General features: G+C 71.0%; 15 protein-coding genes. 5 read left to right on the forward strand and 10 right to left on the reverse strand.

The genetic code is table 11. The features are described 5' to 3' along the window. The first annotated feature begins 191 nt into the window (after nucleotides 1–191). The 3 genes from HQ603_RS05295 (at nucleotide 192) to HQ603_RS05305 (ending at nucleotide 2,130) form a co-directional block, all read left to right on the forward strand. Nucleotides 192–875, forward strand: coding sequence for a TVP38/TMEM64 family protein (locus HQ603_RS05295; RefSeq protein WP_308126373.1), 684 nt, complete (start codon nucleotides 192–194; stop codon nucleotides 873–875). Between the two features lie 93 nt (nucleotides 876–968). Next, complete coding sequence (locus HQ603_RS05300) at nucleotides 969–1,571, forward strand: hypothetical protein (protein WP_222683508.1); 603 nt, start codon at nucleotides 969–971, stop codon at nucleotides 1,569–1,571. A 13-nt stretch (nucleotides 1,572–1,584) separates the two neighbouring features. Further along, entirely contained in the window at nucleotides 1,585–2,130 is a 546-nt protein-coding gene (locus tag HQ603_RS05305; protein ID WP_222683509.1) for a hypothetical protein, read from the forward strand. A gap of 15 nt (nucleotides 2,131–2,145) precedes the next feature. On the opposite strand, the gene HQ603_RS05310 is transcribed toward HQ603_RS05305, so the two are convergent. From HQ603_RS05310 to HQ603_RS05320, 3 genes are all read right to left on the reverse strand, one after another. Then, complete coding sequence (locus HQ603_RS05310; protein ID WP_222683510.1) at nucleotides 2,146–3,327, reverse strand: SPFH domain-containing protein; 1,182 nt, start codon at nucleotides 3,325–3,327, stop codon at nucleotides 2,146–2,148. Continuing rightward, nucleotides 3,328–3,759 (reverse strand): NfeD family protein, encoded by a 432-nt coding sequence (locus HQ603_RS05315; protein WP_222683511.1) that lies wholly within the window; start codon nucleotides 3,757–3,759, stop codon nucleotides 3,328–3,330. A gap of 117 nt (nucleotides 3,760–3,876) precedes the next feature. Beyond that, nucleotides 3,877–4,695, reverse strand: coding sequence for a DUF3097 domain-containing protein (locus HQ603_RS05320; RefSeq protein WP_222683512.1), 819 nt, complete (start codon nucleotides 4,693–4,695; stop codon nucleotides 3,877–3,879). 124 nt (nucleotides 4,696–4,819) lie between these two features. On the opposite strand from HQ603_RS05320, the gene HQ603_RS05325 reads away from it, so the two are divergent. After that, entirely contained in the window at nucleotides 4,820–5,629 is an 810-nt protein-coding gene (locus HQ603_RS05325) for a hypothetical protein (RefSeq protein ID WP_222683513.1), read from the forward strand. A gap of 3 nt (nucleotides 5,630–5,632) precedes the next feature. Here the strand turns inward: HQ603_RS05325 and HQ603_RS05330 are convergent, their stop codons facing one another. From HQ603_RS05330 to HQ603_RS05355, 6 genes are all read right to left on the reverse strand, one after another. Further along, on the reverse strand, nucleotides 5,633–6,685 hold the full coding sequence (locus HQ603_RS05330; protein WP_222683514.1) for a ferrochelatase: 1,053 nt from the start codon (nucleotides 6,683–6,685) through the stop codon (nucleotides 5,633–5,635). Nucleotides 6,686–6,734: 49 nt separating this feature from the next. Further along, complete coding sequence (gene inhA, locus HQ603_RS05335; RefSeq protein WP_222683515.1) at nucleotides 6,735–7,559, reverse strand: NADH-dependent enoyl-ACP reductase InhA; 825 nt, start codon at nucleotides 7,557–7,559, stop codon at nucleotides 6,735–6,737. A gap of 41 nt (nucleotides 7,560–7,600) precedes the next feature. Next, the gene (gene fabG1 / locus HQ603_RS05340) at nucleotides 7,601–8,329 is read right to left on the reverse strand and encodes a 3-oxoacyl-ACP reductase FabG1 (protein ID WP_222683516.1); all 729 of its coding nucleotides are present in this window, start codon (nucleotides 8,327–8,329) and stop codon (nucleotides 7,601–7,603) included. Nucleotides 8,330–8,418: 89 nt separating this feature from the next. Beyond that, a complete protein-coding gene (locus HQ603_RS05345; protein ID WP_222683517.1) occupies nucleotides 8,419–9,414 on the reverse strand; it encodes a VWA domain-containing protein in 996 nt (331 codons plus the stop codon). Then, nucleotides 9,411–10,361 (reverse strand): DUF58 domain-containing protein, encoded by a 951-nt coding sequence (locus HQ603_RS05350; protein ID WP_222683518.1) that lies wholly within the window; start codon nucleotides 10,359–10,361, stop codon nucleotides 9,411–9,413. Before HQ603_RS05350 ends, HQ603_RS05345 begins: the two co-directional genes overlap by 4 nt. Further along, nucleotides 10,358–11,473 carry a chaperone MoxR1 gene (locus HQ603_RS05355; protein WP_222683719.1) on the reverse strand — a complete coding sequence of 372 codons (1,116 nt, stop codon included), beginning with the start codon at nucleotides 11,471–11,473 and terminating at the stop codon, nucleotides 10,358–10,360. The genes HQ603_RS05350 and HQ603_RS05355 overlap by 4 nt, the downstream gene beginning before the upstream one ends. Before the next feature lie 260 nt (nucleotides 11,474–11,733). Between HQ603_RS05355 and HQ603_RS05360 the strand changes: the two genes are divergently transcribed. Next, complete coding sequence (locus tag HQ603_RS05360; RefSeq protein WP_222683519.1) at nucleotides 11,734–13,506, forward strand: HNH endonuclease signature motif containing protein; 1,773 nt, start codon at nucleotides 11,734–11,736, stop codon at nucleotides 13,504–13,506. A 15-nt stretch (nucleotides 13,507–13,521) separates the two neighbouring features. Here the strand turns inward: HQ603_RS05360 and HQ603_RS05365 are convergent, their stop codons facing one another. After that, nucleotides 13,522–15,090: an NlpC/P60 family protein gene (locus tag HQ603_RS05365; RefSeq protein WP_222683720.1), complete on the reverse strand. Its 1,569-nt coding sequence runs from the start codon at nucleotides 15,088–15,090 to the stop codon at nucleotides 13,522–13,524. Nucleotides 15,091–15,293: the final 203 nt, after the last annotated feature.

Raw genomic sequence — 15,293 nt, forward strand, 5'->3', positions numbered from 1 at the left:
ATCCGCCCGCGACGGTCTCGACAGCGGGAACGGTTGTGATGTTAACCGCACCCCACGACAGCGGAGTGTGTCCTGCGACGGTCGGACCTGAGACAAAGTTCACAACGCTTGGTCGTCCGAGCATCGGTCCTCCGAGCTTTGCCGAGCCACCGGAGGCGCGGTGGCGTCGGGGCCGATTACGCTCGGTCCACGTGAACTCGACCAGGGTGGTCCGCGCCGCGGCGGTGCTGCTCGCGATAGTCGCGCTGGTGGTCGTCGCCGCCCTGATCCCGCTGCCCTCCGTCGAGCGTCTGCGCGAGTGGGCCGTCGCGATCGGGCCGAGTTTCGTCGTGGCGTTCTTCGTCGCCCACGCCCTGATGACGGTTCTTCCCGTCCCTCGGACGCTGTTCACCGTCTCGGCCGGCGTGCTGTTCGGACCCGTCACCGGGCTCGCGGTGGCGGTCGGTGCGACCACGGTCAGCGCCGTGCTGGCGTTCGTGCTGGTGCGTGCCGTCGGGCGCGACGCAGTGGCCCGGCGCATCCGACACCCCCTGGCGCGCGCGGTCGACGCGCGCCTCGAACGCCGCGGATGGTTGGCGGTGGGCAGCCTGAGGCTCATCGCACCCGTGCCGTTCTCGGTGGTCAACTACTCCGCAGCGGTGTCCTCGGTGGCCCTGACCCCGTTCGCGCTGGCGACGCTGGTCGGCGTGATTCCCGGAACGGTCGGGGTGGTTCTGCTGGGCAATGCCCTCGCCGGGCACGCCGACCCGCTGCTGCTCACCGTCTCGGCGGTGTGCATCGCGGTGGGTGCGGCGGGTCTGGTGGTGGACGCCCGGCTCCCGTTGGCGGATGCCGGTGCGTCCGACGACGCCGTTCCGTCCAGCTTGGAGCCTTGATCCGGTCCGATCAAGGGTGCAGCCTTGGTTCCGGTACGCGCTCGTCAATGCTGCAGGCTTGATCGCACTGTTTCAAGTCTCTAGGGTTGACGGATGTTCGTCATGACGGTCGATCAACGCGGAAGCAGACGCGACGTCGATCGCGTCAACGACATCGTGCGGCACCCCGACTTCGCTCCGCTGCTCCGTCCCTTCGAGCGAACGGCCGGCGACGAGATCCAGGCCGTCTCCGACCGGGCCGACGTCGTCCTCGACGTGGCCCTCACCCTGATCGACGACGGCCACTGGAGCGTCGGCATCGGCGTGGGCCCGGTCGAGATGCCGCTCCCCGAGTCCACCCGCGCCGGCCGCGGTCTCGCGTTCGAGGCGGCGCGCGACGCCGTCGACGACGCCAAGAGTGCGCCGGCCCGGATCGCCGTGCGCGGGGTCGACGCCGACGCGGCGGCCGACGCCGACGCGGTGACCGCGCTGCTCGCCGTGCTCGTCACCCGGCGCACCGAGCAGGGCCGGGCCGCCGTCGCCGCGCTCCGACGCCTCGGGTCGCAGTCCGCCGTCGCGGAGGCGTTGTCCATCACGCCGCAGGCCGTGTCGCAACGGCTCGCGGTGGCGGGCTGGCAGCTCGAACGGGCCGCGCGACCCGTCGTCGCGCGGATGCTCGGTGACGCCGATCGGCGCGCGCAGGAAGTCGTCGGATGATGGAGGTCGTCGGATGATCGTGATCGTCGTGGTGGCCCTGATCGTCGCGCTCGTGGGGTCGGTGATCCCGGCGCAGCGGTCGCCCCGGTGGTTGCCCTCCGCGGTCGCCGCCGTCGCCCTGGCCGTCGCCGGGGTGGCGGCGGTGGCCCGCTCGACCCCGGTCACCGGCGTCGCCGCCGTGGTGTCGGTGGTGCTGTGCGGCGCCGTCGCGGTGGTCGGCGGCACGTCGCTGGTGCCCGCGGTGTTCCGCCTCGCGCCGCGCCATCCGGCGCACGGGAACGACACGGCCGACATGAACGACACGGCCGACACAGCCGACGACCCGGACACGGTGCTGCGCGGCGGACTGGTGATCGGCGCGCTCGAGCGCACCGCCGTCGTCGCCTCGATTCTGGCCGGGTGGCCCGAGGGCATCGCCGTCGTCCTCGCGGTGAAGGGGCTCGCCCGCTATCCGGAACTGCGGCGCGCGCAGTCGTCGGAGTACTTCATCATCGGCACGTTCACCAGCGTTCTCTGGGCGGCCGCGGCCGGGGGTGTCGGAGTCGCACTGCTCCGATGACCCCCGGCCGGGCGCTCAGCCGTCGAGCTGCTTGGTATCCGGCTGCTCGAGTTCCGACGCCCGCTGATCGCGCGCCGCCGCGGCGAGCGAGGTGTCGACGGGCTTGCGCGCCACTGCCTCCGCGGCCGCGACGGCCTGGGCGATGGCCGGGTCGGTCTTGGTGGTGAACCACTCGGCGACCTCGTCCGAATCGTCCTCGGGCTTGCTGCGGACGTCGTCGTGTGCGCTGGGCTCGAACCGGAACACTCCGTCCTCCCCCGGCGCGCCGAGCTGCTTGGCGAAGCCCTTCAACGCGTCGCCGAAGTCGGACGGGACCACCCACATCTTGTTCGCGTCGCCCTGGGCCATCTTCGGCAGGGTCTGCAGGTACTGGTACGCGAGCAACTCCGGGGTCGGCTTGCCGGCCTTGATGGCCTCGAAGACCTTCTCGATCGCCTTCGCCTCACCCTGGGCCTGCAGGTACTTCGCGGCGCGCTCACCCTGCGCGCGCAGGATGCGGGACTGCCGCTCGCCCTCGGCCTCGAGGATCGCGGCCTGCTTGGCACCCTCGGCCGAGAGGATCTGACTCTGCTTGGCACCCTCGGCCGTCTTGATGGACGACTCGCGGTTGCCCTCGGCCGTGAGGATGGTGGCCCGCTTCTCGCGGTCCGCCTTCATCTGCTTCTCCATCGACTCCTGGATGGACGGCGGCGGATCGATGCTCTTGAGCTCGACGCGGGCGACGCGCAGACCCCATCGGCCCGTGGCCTCGTCCAACACGCCGCGCAGCTGCCCGTTGATGGAGTCACGGGAGGTCAGCGTCTCCTCGAGCGTCATGCCGCCGACGACGTTGCGCAGCGTCGTGGTGGTCAACTGCTCCACGCCCACGATGTAGTTGTTGATCTCGTAGACCGCCGCCTGCGGGTTGGTCACCTGGAAGTAGACGACGGTGTCGATCGACACGGTCAGGTTGTCCTGGGTGATCACCGGCTGCGGCGGGAAGGAGACCACCCGCTCGCGCAGGTCCACCTTGGCCCGCACGCGGTCGACGAACGGCACGAGGAACGTGAGCTGCCCGGACACGGTCTTGGCGTACCGACCGAGACGCTCGATGACCGCGGCCTCCGCCTGCGGCACCAGGGTGACCGACTTGGCCATGACGAGGGCCACGAACAGGACGACGACGACCAGCGCGATCAGAGCGGTGTATTCAGCCATCTAGGGTCCTTTCCACACGACGGCCGTGGCGCCGTCGATCTTCATCACGGTGACGGTCGTTCCGGCCGCGTACACCTCCGTGGGATCGAGCGGGCGCGCCGTCCACACGTCACCGTCCAGACTCACCGTCCCGGAGACCTCGTCGACCGGGTCGAGAACCCGGGCGGTCCGACCGGTGAGGGCCGCGACGCCCGTGGGCGTCGGCGGCGGAGTCGAGAACCGCCGCGTCAGGGCCGGCCGGACGCCGAGGATCAGCGCGGCCGACAGTGCCGCGAAGACGAGCGCGTCCCCCCACACCGGAAAGTCGGTCAGCGCGGACACGCCGGCGGTGCCGAGCGCGCCCCCGGCCAACATCGACAGGAAGAAGTCACCGGACAGCGCCTCACCCGCGGCGAGGATCACCGCACCCAGGAGCCACAGAAGTGCAACCACGACTCCACCCTAACCACGACATCCGACCGCGTGGTGTGCACGCCGGGCTGGACGACCGATCGTTACCGACCTGTCCCCGAACCGGGCGAATCGGACAGGCGTGCGTCGGGAAGCGTGTCAGGCGGGCGCGGTGACGAAATCGATCAGGCGCTCCACCGCACCGATCAACGGCGCTTCGAGATCCCGGAACGACGACACCGCGTCGTACACCCGGCGCCAGCCGTCTCGCGGTGTCCCCCAGCCCAGTTCGTCGCAGACGCCGGTCTTCCAGTCGGTTCCGCGCGGGATCACGGGCCACGCCGAGATCCCGACGGCCGACGGCTTCACCGCCTGCCACACGTCGATGTACGGATGACCGGTGACCTCCACGTACGGCCCCAACGACCGCGTGAGGTGCTCCTCCTTGGTCCCCGCCACGAGGTGGTCGACCAGGACCCCGACCTTGCGCGTCGGGCCGGGGTCGAACTGCTGCAACCGATCCGCCAGGTTGTCCAGACCCTCGAGGTACTCGACGACGACGCCCTCGACGCGCAGGTCGTGACCCCAGACCCGCTCGACGATCGCGGCGTCGTGGATACCCTCCACCCAGATTCGACTCGGCAGAGCGACCGAGGCGCGGGCGTTCTCGACCCGGGTCGAGCCGGACGCCGACCGTCGCGGTGCGGCGGCCTTCGGTGCGGGCCGCGTCAGCGTGACGGGTGAGCCGTCCACGAGGAACGCCGCCTCCCGCATCGCGAACAGGCGCGTGCGCCCCCGTCCGTCCTCGAGGCGAACGAAGTCCCCGTCGTACGTCCGATCGAATCCCACCACGGCGCCGCAGAATCCGGTCGCGGCGTCCTCGACCACCAGGTCGCGCTCGGCGGCGACGGTCGGTACCGCCGGGCGTCGTCGTCGCGCATGGCCCGCGAAGATGTCCCCGTATCCCTGGCTCGCCATCGAGTCCTGCCTTCGTCCGTCTCGGTGTCCGCCCCGGTCGGGCCGATCCACGCTAGTCCGAGTCGCCGCGGGAACACGCTCGCCACGCCGTCCGTGTCGGTGCCCCCACCTAGACTTCTCTCCCGTGTCCTCAGCCTCCGCAACACTCGCGATCTGGTCCGGCGCCTGGCTCGGCGGCGCCGCGGCACCCGACGACGTGCTCGACGCGCTCGGTCGGTGGGCGCCGCTGACGTTGGTGGTCGCCGCCGACCCGGCCGTGGCGGAGGATCTGGACCTGCCGTGGCCGACGCCGCAGGACGTCGGATCGGCCACGTTGCTGTCGGTTCTCCGTACCGCGGCCCCCGCCGACGAGGCCTCGGCCACCGTGGAGTTGGTCCTGCCGGTCGCGGGCGACGTTGCCGGGCTGCCGGTCGGCAGCACGTTCGCCGCCGCCGCGCTGGCCGCCGGCGAGGGTGTGATGGTGGGCGTGCCCGGCGCCGCCGGTGTCGGCCTGGTGCCCACGGTCGAGGGGCCGGACGTCCTGCGCTGGACGGTCTTTCGCATCGTGCTGCCGCACCCGCGCCGGGACACCGCGCTGGGCGAGGTCGAGTACTCGATGCGCGAGGTGGTGCGGGACGCGGCGGACGTTCTCGGCTCCGCACCGGCGGTGGTCACCCGGCGGGCGGGTGATCCCCGCGTGATCATCGAGCAGCGACTCGCAGCGGCGCAGTCGCACCCGTATCCCCGTCTCTCCGAACGCATCACGCGTGTCCTGGACACCGCGGACCGAGTGGACGCCATTCTCGACGCCGCGGACGTCGCCGCGCCGTCGGAGGCGCCCACCAGCACCGGCGCCGAGGCGCGGGAGACCACCGTGCGTTCACTGCGCACCGCGGTCCGCACGGCCCGCCGCGTCGCCGTCACCGACGCGGTGGACCGCTTCCTGCATCCGTGACGGTCAGGCGGGTCGCCGCCGCACCGGCGGCTCGCAGCACCCCGGGTTGCAGGGCGATCCGTCGACGGTGGTTCCGAAGGCGGGCTCGGACCCCAGCCGCGCCGGGGCCAGCCCGGACGTGCGCTCCTGCACCAGGGTGCGCACCAGGGTGGCGAAACGCGGGTCGTCGCCCGGCGTTCCGGCGCGTTCCAGGGTGATGCCGAGTTCGTCGGCCTTCTCGACCGCCTCGGTGTCCAGGTCCCACACCACCTCGAGGTGATCCGAGACGAAGCCGACGGGACAGATGACCACTGCGCCGACACCCTCGGACGCCAGCGTCTCGAGGTGGTCGCAGATGTCGGGCTCGAGCCACGGGATCTGCGGCGGCCCCGACCGGGACTGCCACACCAGATCGTGTCGGGCGACGCCGGCGGCGGCCGCGCACAGGCGCGCCGCCTCGGCGACCTGCCGACTGTAGAGATTCCCGCCCGCCGACGGCGGTCCCGCGGCCGCGTCCGCCGAGACCGGCACCGAGTGGGCGGTGAACACCACGCGGGCACCCGCACGCTGGTCCGCCGGAAGTCGGTGCAGCGCAGCGGTGATCGCGTCGGCGAAGGACTCCACCAGCAACGGATGGTCGTAGTACTGGCGCAGCTTCGTCAGCTGCGGCGCACCGTCGCCCACCGCGGCACGGGCCCGCGCGATGTCCTCGTGATACTGGCGGCAGCCGGAGTACCCACCCCACGCGGACGTCGGGAACACGAGCGCGTTCCGGATGCCGTCGTCACGCATGCTCGCGACGGTGTCCTCCACCATCGGATGCCAGTTCCGGTTGCCGAAGTACACCGGCAGATCGACGCCGGTGAGCGCGAACTCCGCCTCGACCGCGGCGATGATCTCGCGGTTCAACCGGTTGATCGGCGAGACTCCCCCGAAGTGCAGGTAATGCTCGGCCACCGCGTCGAGCCGCTCCGGCGGGATGCCCCGACCACGCGTGACGTTCTCGAGGAACGGGCGCACGTCGTCCGGGCCTTCCGGGCCGCCGAAGGACAGCAACAACAGCGCGTCGTAGTTCATGGCTCCATTCTGCCCGGCCGGGCGGAGCTACCCGGCCCGGCCCGGCGGATCAGAGATTCTCGGGCAGCCAGGTGTTGTGGCTCGCGCCGCCGTCGACGTAGACGATGGATCCGGTGGTGGCCGGGAGCCAGTCCGACAGGAGTGCGCAGATGGACTTGGCCACCGCGGTCGGATCGTCGACGTCCCAGCCGATGGGGGCCGCGCCGTCCCAGTACTCGTTGAGCTGGTTCATCTTCGCCGCGTCGCCGGTGGCGGTACCGGCGATGGCCTTGGCCGCGAGGGTCTTGATCGGGCCCGCCGCCACGAGGTTGGAGCGGACCTTCTTGGCGGCTCCCACCTCACGGGCGACGTACCGGTTGACCGACTCCAGCGCGGCCTTGGCCACGCCCATCCAGTTGTAGTACGGCATGGCCGTGCGCGGATCGAAGTCCATGCCGACGATGGAGCCGCCCTCGTTCATGACCGGCAGCACGGCGCGAGCGACCGACGCGTAGCTCCACGCCGAGATCTGGAACGCCGCGGCCGCGTCCGGACCGGGGCCCTCGAGGAACGGCTTGGCGTCCGGTCCCATGAGCGTGCGCGGGGCGAACGCGATGGAGTGCAGAACGCCGTCGAGACCGTTCGGGGCGACCTCGCGCACCTTGTCGGCCAGGGCCGCGAGGTGATCCTCGTTGGTCGCGTCCAGTTCGATGGCCGGCGGGACCGGCTGCGGCAGCCGCTGCGCGATGCGGTCGATCAGGCGCAGGCGGTCGAACCCGGTGATGATCACCGTCGCGCCCTGCTCCTGCGCCATCTTGGCGGCGTGGAACGCGATGGACGCGTCCGTGATGATGCCGGTGATGAGAATGGTCTTGCCTTCGAGCAATCCGCCCATGGGGATTTCGAGCCTTTCGTCGACGAGAGAAGAAGGGGAGGTCAGTGGCCCATGCCGATGCCGCCGTCGACCGGGATGACCGCGCCGGAAACGTAGGCGGAATCCTCGGAGGCCAGGAAGCTGACCACGGCGGCCACGTCCTCGGGAGTACCGGCGCGCTGCAACGGAATGGCCTGCAGCGCCATGTCCCGGTACTTCTGGTCCATCGCGGCGGTCATGTCGGTGTCGATGAACCCGGGGGCGACGACGTTGGCGGTGATCGACCGGGACCCGAGTTCGCGGGTCAGCGACCGCGCCATCCCGATCACGCCGGCCTTCGACGACGCGTAGTTGATCTGTCCGGGACCACCGGCCATGCCGACGACCGAGCCGAGGAAGACGAAGCGGCCGAAGCGGGCGCGCAGCATCGAGCGGCTGGCGCGCTTGGCCACGCGGAACGCGCCGGTGAGGTTGGCGTCGATGACGGAGGTGAACTGCTCCTCGCTCATGCGCATGAGCAGCGTGTCGTCGGTGATGCCGGCGTTGGCCACCAGCACCTCGACCGGGCCCTGGTGCTTCTCGACCTCGGTGAACGCGGCGTCGACCGACCCGGAGTCGGTGACGTCGCACTGCACACCGAACAGGCCGTCCGGGGCACCCGAGCTGCGGTGGGTCACGGCGACCTTGTGCCCGTCCGCCGCGAGTCGACGCGCCACGGCGAGACCGATTCCCCGGTTGCCTCCCGTGACCAGAACGGACCGGGCGACGAAGGACTCGGGTGCGGACGTCATGAACTCTCGACTCTCTCTCGGGGACCGACCGGCCGCTGGGCGCGAGGATCGGGGGCCGGGGCGGCCCGCCGGTACTCTACCGACGTGCGTCAGGGCACCCGCTGGCGCAGCGACAATGCTGTGACGAATCCTGCCGTGACGAACAGGACTCCGGCGATGAGCCAAGGCCGACTCGCGTCGCCCCGCGTGGTCTCGAACCCGATCTGCTCCTCGAGCGTGTCGTAGACCTCGGTCAACTCCTCGAGGCTCGATGCGGTGAAGAAGCTGCCGCCGGAGAGATTCGCGATCTCCTCCAGCGACGGATCGTCGACCGGCACCGCCACGCGCTGCGTGTCCCCCTGCTCGTCGGTGATGTCGACGGTGCCGTAACTGGTGCCGAAGGAGATCGTCGAGATCGGGATGCCCTTGGTCTCGGCCTCACGGGCGGCGGTGTAGCCACCCCGCGGATCGTCGGGATCGTCGGGCACCGTCTGCTTGCCGTCGGACAGCAACACGATGCGCGCCGGCGGTGCCGCGTCGGATCCGCCGAGCACCGCACCCAGGGTGTCGATGGACTGCATGGCGGTGAAAATCGCCTCACCGGTGGCCGTGCGCTCGGCCAGTTGCAAACGGTCGATGGCCGACTTGGTCGCGTCGCGGTCCACGGTCGGCGACACGAGGACCGACGCCGTGCCGGCGAACGCGACCAGTCCGAGGTTGATGCCGGGGGTGAGACCGTCGGCGAACTGCTTGCCCGCCTCCTGCGCGGCGGCCAGTCGAGTCGGCTCGACGTCGGTGGCCTCCATCGACAGCGACACGTCGACCACGAGCATCACGGTGGCGCGGTTTCGCGGTACCCGCTGATCGGACGTCGGACCGGCGAGGGCGACGCCGAGGAAGAGCAACCCGACGAGGACGAGCGCCGTGGGGAGGTGCCGCAGCCGACCCGGCCTGGCCGGGGCGACCCGCTCGAGCAGTTCCATGTTGGTGAAGCGCAGCGTGTTGCGGACGCGGCGGCGCTGCGCCCACACGTAGGCCACGACGAGGCCGACGACCACCAGCAGGAACAGCAGCCACCAAGGCGCGGAGAATCCGGACAGGCTCATCGCGTGCTCGCTCCCACCGCGGCGCCGTACCGACGACGGGAGACGAACCGCACGACGTCGGCGATCCAGTCACCGTCCGTCCGGAGCGTCAGCCGCGGCGCGTTGCACCCGCGCAGGATCTTCTCGACCCGACGCCGGTGATCGTCGGCGGCGCGAGCGAAATCGGCCCGCAGTTGCGGGGTGACCGAGAACTCTCGGGTCCGGCCCGTCTCCGGATCGTGCAGCACGACGTCGCCGACGTCCGGTAGCTCGAGGTCGCGCGGGTCGAGCACCTCCACCGCGAGCACGTCGTGACGCGCTGCGATCGCGCGCAGCGGACGTTCCCACTCGGTCGACCCGAGGAAGTCGCTGACCACGACGGCCAGACCTCGGCGACGCTCGGGTCGGCGGAGCGAGTCCACCACCCCGGCCAGATCGCCGCGGGTGCCGTCGGCCGCGTGCGGTGTGGTGGCCACGGTCTTCAGCAACGACTGCACGTGGGCGCGGCCACCTCGCGCCGGGACCCGGACGACACGGTCGCCGGTGGAGATCACCGCGCCCAGGCGGTTGCCTCCCCCGCTGGTCAGGTGCGCGATCGCCGCCGAGGCGGCGACCACGAGGTCGCGCTTCTCGCAGCCCGCGGTGCCGAAGTCGAGGCTGGCCGAGAGGTCGATCGCCAGCCACGTCTCGAGCTCGCGATCGGCCACCGACTGCCGCACGTGCGGCTGCGTGGTGCGGGCCGTGACGGACCAGTCCATCTGCCGGACGTCGTCTCCCGGCTGGTACTCGCGGGCGTCGCCCGGCTCGGACCCCGGCCCGGGGATCAGGCCCAGATGATCACCGTGCAGCACACCGTCGAGCCGACGGCGAACCGTCAGCTCGAGCGTGCGCAGCGCCGACGTCAACCGGGGATCCTCGAGCGACCCCGACGCGAACGACGGCGGCCGACCGTGCCGACTCTCCGTCACCGCGACGAGTCGGCCGCGGGAGCCTGCTGGGGTGCCGGGCCTTGCTGGGGTGCCGGGCCTTGCTGGGGTGCGGGGCCGTGCTGGGGTGCGGGGCCCTGCTGGGGTGCGGGGCCCTGCTGGGGCGGCCGGGACTGCTGGGGCACGGCCTGGACGCCGACCTGCGGCAGCCCCACCGTCTGGAGAACACGGGTGATGACCTGCTCCGCGGAGACCTCGTCGGCCAGGGCGTCGTAGGACAGCACGAGTCGGTGGCGCAGCACGTCGGGAATGACGTCGAGGACGTCCTGCGGCACCACGTAGTCCCGTCCGCGCACCAGGGCCAGGGCTCGGGAGGCCGCGATGATGCCCAACGTCGCGCGCGGCGAGGCGCCGTATGCGATCCAGGACGCCACGTCGTCCAGACCGACGTCGCGCGGATTGCGGGTCGCCGCGATGACCCGGACGACGTAGTCGACCAGAGCGTGGTGGACGAACACCGAGGCCGCGACCTTCTGCAGCCGAACCAGTTCATTCGGGTCGAGGACCTGCTGCGGGGTGGGCGGCGCGACCCCCATGCGGTAGACGATCTCGCGCTCTTCCTCGACCGACGGGTAGTCCACGACGATCTTGAACAGGAACCGGTCGCGTTGCGCCTCGGGCAGCGGGTACACGCCCTCGTTCTCGATGGGGTTCTGCGTGGCCATCACCAGGAACGGATCCGGCATGGGGTACGTACGCCCGCCGATGGACACGTGCCGCTCGGCCATCACCTCGAGCAGCGCCGACTGCACCTTGGCAGGGGCACGGTTGATCTCGTCGGCCAGCACGAAGTTCGCGACCACCGGGCCCAGCTCGGTGTCGAACTCCTCCTTGCCCTGCCGGTAGATCCGCGTGCCGATCAGGTCGGTGGGAACCAGGTCCGGTGTGAACTGCACGCGCGAGAAGGTACCGCCGACCACCGTCGCGAAAGTTTCCACCGCCAGCGTCTTGGCCACGCCCGGAACACCTTCGAGCAACACGTGGCCGCGAGCGAGCAGACCGACGAGAATGCGCTCGACCAGCCGGTCCTGACCCACGATGACCCGCTTGACCTCGTAGACGGCCTTCTCGAGCGTCTGCACGTCCCGCGCCATGTCGGTCGTGTTCGTCTCTCGTGAGGTCACCTTCGACACCACCGCTTTCTGCCCGAGGCTCCGCGCGCGCCGGATGCCCTGTGTGCACTACTGACCTCGTCCACTATGGCAGGTGCCACCGACTGCCGACCGGGAGCAGTGACGAGCGGTGGTTCGCGGGGGTCTGGTCGTGATCGCCGACGGTTCGTGCGTGCATGTCATGGACCGTGTCGGTGGGTGGCGGTACACTCGAACATACGAGCGACTGGGGGGTCGACAACATGGCTGCAGTGCAGGTGGGGACACGGTCCGCGGTGACGCCGTGGGCTGCGCTGGACCACGCCGCGCTCGGCTTGCCTGCCACGACCGACCTACCTGCTGCCGAAGCGTTGGACGCATTGGTGCACGCGACGGCCGGGGTGTCCTATTTGGAGTGGTTGAAGTACCAGCTCGCCGCGGTGATGCACACGGAGTCGGTGGTGCCGTTCGAGGACGAGGACCGCCGGGAGTTCGATGCGTTCACTCGCTGCGCCGCCTCGATCGCCACCACCCTGTCGATCACCCAGTGGGCTGCGTCCACTCTGCTCACCGATGCCGTCGCGCTGCGGGATCGACTCCCGACGGTGGCGCAATGTTTGCGGGACGGGGTGGTCACCCCGCACCACATCCGCACCATCGTCTCCCGGACGGAGTTGATCGAGGGGCAGTGCTACGCCGCCCTCGTCGACGCCGACATCGCCGCCGCCCTCCGCAAACCCGGAACCTGGTCCACGAAGCGGGTGGAGACGATGGTCGACACAATGGTGCACCGCCGCAACCCCGACGCCGTCCGCGAACACCGCGCCAGGCTGCAGCGGAAACGCAACTTCTCCGTCGAGACCGGGCGGGACGGGATGGCCACGACGACGGACACCCGGTCCGCCGAAGACACCGCCCTCGCCGCCGCCGCGGTGCAGCGCCTGGCGTCGCAGGTGTGCCCGAAGGACACCCGCTCCACGGCCGCGCGGGCCTCCGATGCGCACTACGCGTTGGTCACCCGAACCGAGTTCGGGTGCGACTGCGACCGCCCGATCACCGACTGCCGCTACAAGAGCGTCGACGTCGGCACGTTCGCAGCGACCGCGCCGCGGATCGTGATTCACCTGGTCACCGACACCACCACCCTCACCGGCCCCGTCCCCGCACCCGAGAACGAGAGGGTCTGCAGGTCGCCACAGCACCTGCCGCGACCGAACACCGAGCCCACCTCTGCGTCTCCTCTGCCCGACGCCGACGCAGGTTCGGGCTCGGCCGAGTCGGTAATTCCGGAGCCGTCCGCGCCGGATACCGTTGCGTCGGATTCTGTTGCGGAGGACCCGCACGGATGCGAGGAGCCCGTCGGTCTCGACACCGTCGACGGCGTCGGCTTCCTCTCCGGCATCGGCATCATCTCCGGCGCCCACGTCCGGGGCCTCGCCACCGACCCCCGCACCGTCATCCGACCACTCGGGGACGGCACCGACACCCCACTCCCGGCGACGCAACCGTCGAACCCGTACCGCCCCTCCGCGGCACTCGATGCCTACGTGCGGGCGAGAGATCAGTTCTGCACCTGGCCCGGCTGCAACAGACCCGCCTGGGACGCCGACCTCGACCACATCACCGAATACGACCACACCCACCCCGACCAGGGTGGGCGCACCGACGCGACCGGACTCGGCGCCAAATGCCGCTTCCACCACCTACTGAAAACGTTCGGGGACTTCGTCGACGACCAGTACCCCTACCCCACCGACCCGAGCCGACTGATCCGCACCATCACCATCCCCGAAGGACGGACGGTGCTGGGTCCGGCGTTCACCGGGCACGACACCCACCCCGGCCTCGACTGCATCGTCTTCGGCGACCCACCGCCGCCGCGACCACCCGGTCTCACCGAACGTCGCCGACCCGCGCCCCGCACCGAGCAGAAACACGCCCGCCGCCGACAAGAGCGGAACCGCAACCGCCTCCGCAACCTCGGACTCCCCGCAACCCCGGCCGAGGCGGCGGACCACGAACCACCCCCGTTCTGACGGGCAGGGGGTCGATCAGTCGATCATGCGCACGGCGTACGGCGTCATGCCGCTCCACCGCACCGGGGACACCTTCACCACGTCACCGGACTGCGGCGCCTCGAGCATCGTGCCGTCGCCGAGGTACAGGGCCACGTGCTGCGACGCACCCGGACCCCAGAACAGCATGTCGCCACGCTTCATCTGGGACGACGGCACCTGCTTGCCCGCCGTGTACTGGTACCCGGTGTAGTGCGGAAGAGAGATGCCGAGCCCACCGAACGCGTACATCATCAGGCCCGAGCAGTCGAAGCCCACCTTGTTGTAGTCGCCGTAACTGTCGGCGACACCGCCGTCGCGAATGCCCTTCGTGGGCCCGTTCTCGTTGCCCCCACCCCAGGAGTACGGCGTTCCGAGCACCGACATTCCGCGGTCGATCACCGACTCGATCGCCGCGCTGCCGGTCACGGCGGGCTTGCCGACGCTCGGCTTGCTCGGGGTGGTCGGTTTGCTCGGCGTGGCGGTTCCCGTACCCGACGACGTCCCGGTACCCGACGACGTCCCGGTACCCGACGACGTCCCGGTACCCGACGACGTCCCGGCACCCGACGACGTCCCCGGACGGGTGGCGCCGACCAGGTCGGTGTGGTCGGGGGTCGCGGCGGCAGCAGCGGCGGCGCGGTCGGCGGACGCCTGATCGGCAGCCACGCGTGCCGCAGCGGCTGCGGCGGCTTGTTCGGCCTGGCGAGCGGCTTCGGCGGCCGCGGCCTCCTCGGCCTGCCGCTGGGCGTCCCACCTGGTGTACTCGTCCCGCTGCCCCTCGAGTCCGGCCGCGCCGGCGCGGGCCTGGTCGAGCTCGGCGGCCGCGGCGTCGCGGTTCGCCTCGACCGCGGCCTTGCGGGCCTCCTGGTCCTGCTGGGCCGCCACGGCGGCGGCGATCGCCTGCTCGGCCTCGTTCTTCTTGGCGTCGGCGGCGGCGGATGCCCGGTCGGCCTCGAGCTTGCTGGCGCGGGCGGCCGAGTCACGGTTGGCCTGCTCGGTCCGAGCGCGCTGCAGCCCGTCGAGCACCGCGTTCTGCTTGGCGGACAGCATCCGAAGCAGCTGGGCGCGGTCGAGAACTTCCTGTGGTCCGTTCGCGTTCAGGAGCGACGAGGCGCCGGCGGAACCCGTCCCGCGGATGTAGTCGCCGACGGCCGCGCTGTCGAACTTGCGCTGCGCGTCGGAGATGACCTGGCCCGCGTCCTGGAGCGCACGCTGGGCGAGGGCGACCGCGGCCGCCGCAGCGTCCGCGGCGGACCGGGCGTTCTGCAGATCGACGAGCGCCTTGTTGACGTCCTCGCGCTTGACCGCGACGGCGTCGTCGAGGGCGGCGAGCTGCTGGTTGGCAGCCGCGACCCGGTCGATGAGTTCGCTCACTCGCGCGACACCGTCGCCGACGCGGGCCTGCGCTCCGGCGATGTCGGCGTCCGACGGGTTGGGGGGCGGCGGCGGGACGGCCGACGCGAGCGGCGGGGCGGCGGACGTCGCCACCGCGAGTGTCAGCAGCAGCGCCGCGACACCGATCGACCGACGCCGGGTTCCGCCCGCGGCCGTCCGCCGACCCATCAAGCCGGTTCGACTCACCTGTGTCTCCCTCGTGTCCCCACCGAGTCCGTGGCACCCCCTGCGGCCGGTGAGACCGCACCGAGGGAAGGCACGACGCAGCGGCAAGTACACGAGAACCGGCCTTCGCGCCCGACACGCACGACTCGGCAACCACGAACATCACTCTGCGACACTTCTTCCCCAAGCAGTGCCATGAGAACCGT

Origin of the sequence: Rhodococcoides corynebacterioides, from assembly GCF_019834675.1 — a bacterium.
GTDB lineage: Bacteria > Actinomycetota > Actinomycetes > Mycobacteriales > Mycobacteriaceae > Rhodococcoides > Rhodococcoides corynebacterioides_A.

Bases quoted from the DNA above. Each gene is read 5' to 3' on its own strand.
- HQ603_RS05300 (WP_222683508.1), top strand. From the start codon at position 969: ATGTTCGTCATGACGGTCGATCAACGCGGAAGCAGACGCGACGTCGAT.
- HQ603_RS05305 (WP_222683509.1), top strand. From the start codon at position 1,585: ATGATCGTGATCGTCGTGGTGGCCCTGATCGTCGCGCTCGTGGGGTCG.
- HQ603_RS05310 (WP_222683510.1), bottom strand. From the start codon at position 3,327: ATGGCTGAATACACCGCTCTGATCGCGCTGGTCGTCGTCGTCCTGTTC.
- HQ603_RS05320 (WP_222683512.1), bottom strand. From the start codon at position 4,695: ATGGCGAGCCAGGGATACGGGGACATCTTCGCGGGCCATGCGCGACGA.
- HQ603_RS05330 (WP_222683514.1), bottom strand. From the start codon at position 6,685: ATGAACTACGACGCGCTGTTGTTGCTGTCCTTCGGCGGCCCGGAAGGC.
- inhA (WP_222683515.1), bottom strand. From the start codon at position 7,559: ATGGGCGGATTGCTCGAAGGCAAGACCATTCTCATCACCGGCATCATC.
- fabG1 (WP_222683516.1), bottom strand. From the start codon at position 8,329: ATGACGTCCGCACCCGAGTCCTTCGTCGCCCGGTCCGTTCTGGTCACG.
- HQ603_RS05345 (WP_222683517.1), bottom strand. From the start codon at position 9,414: ATGAGCCTGTCCGGATTCTCCGCGCCTTGGTGGCTGCTGTTCCTGCTG.
- HQ603_RS05355 (WP_222683719.1), bottom strand. From the start codon at position 11,473: ATGGCGCGGGACGTGCAGACGCTCGAGAAGGCCGTCTACGAGGTCAAG.
- HQ603_RS05360 (WP_222683519.1), top strand. From the start codon at position 11,734: ATGGCTGCAGTGCAGGTGGGGACACGGTCCGCGGTGACGCCGTGGGCT.
- HQ603_RS05365 (WP_222683720.1), bottom strand. From the start codon at position 15,090: ATGGGTCGGCGGACGGCCGCGGGCGGAACCCGGCGTCGGTCGATCGGT.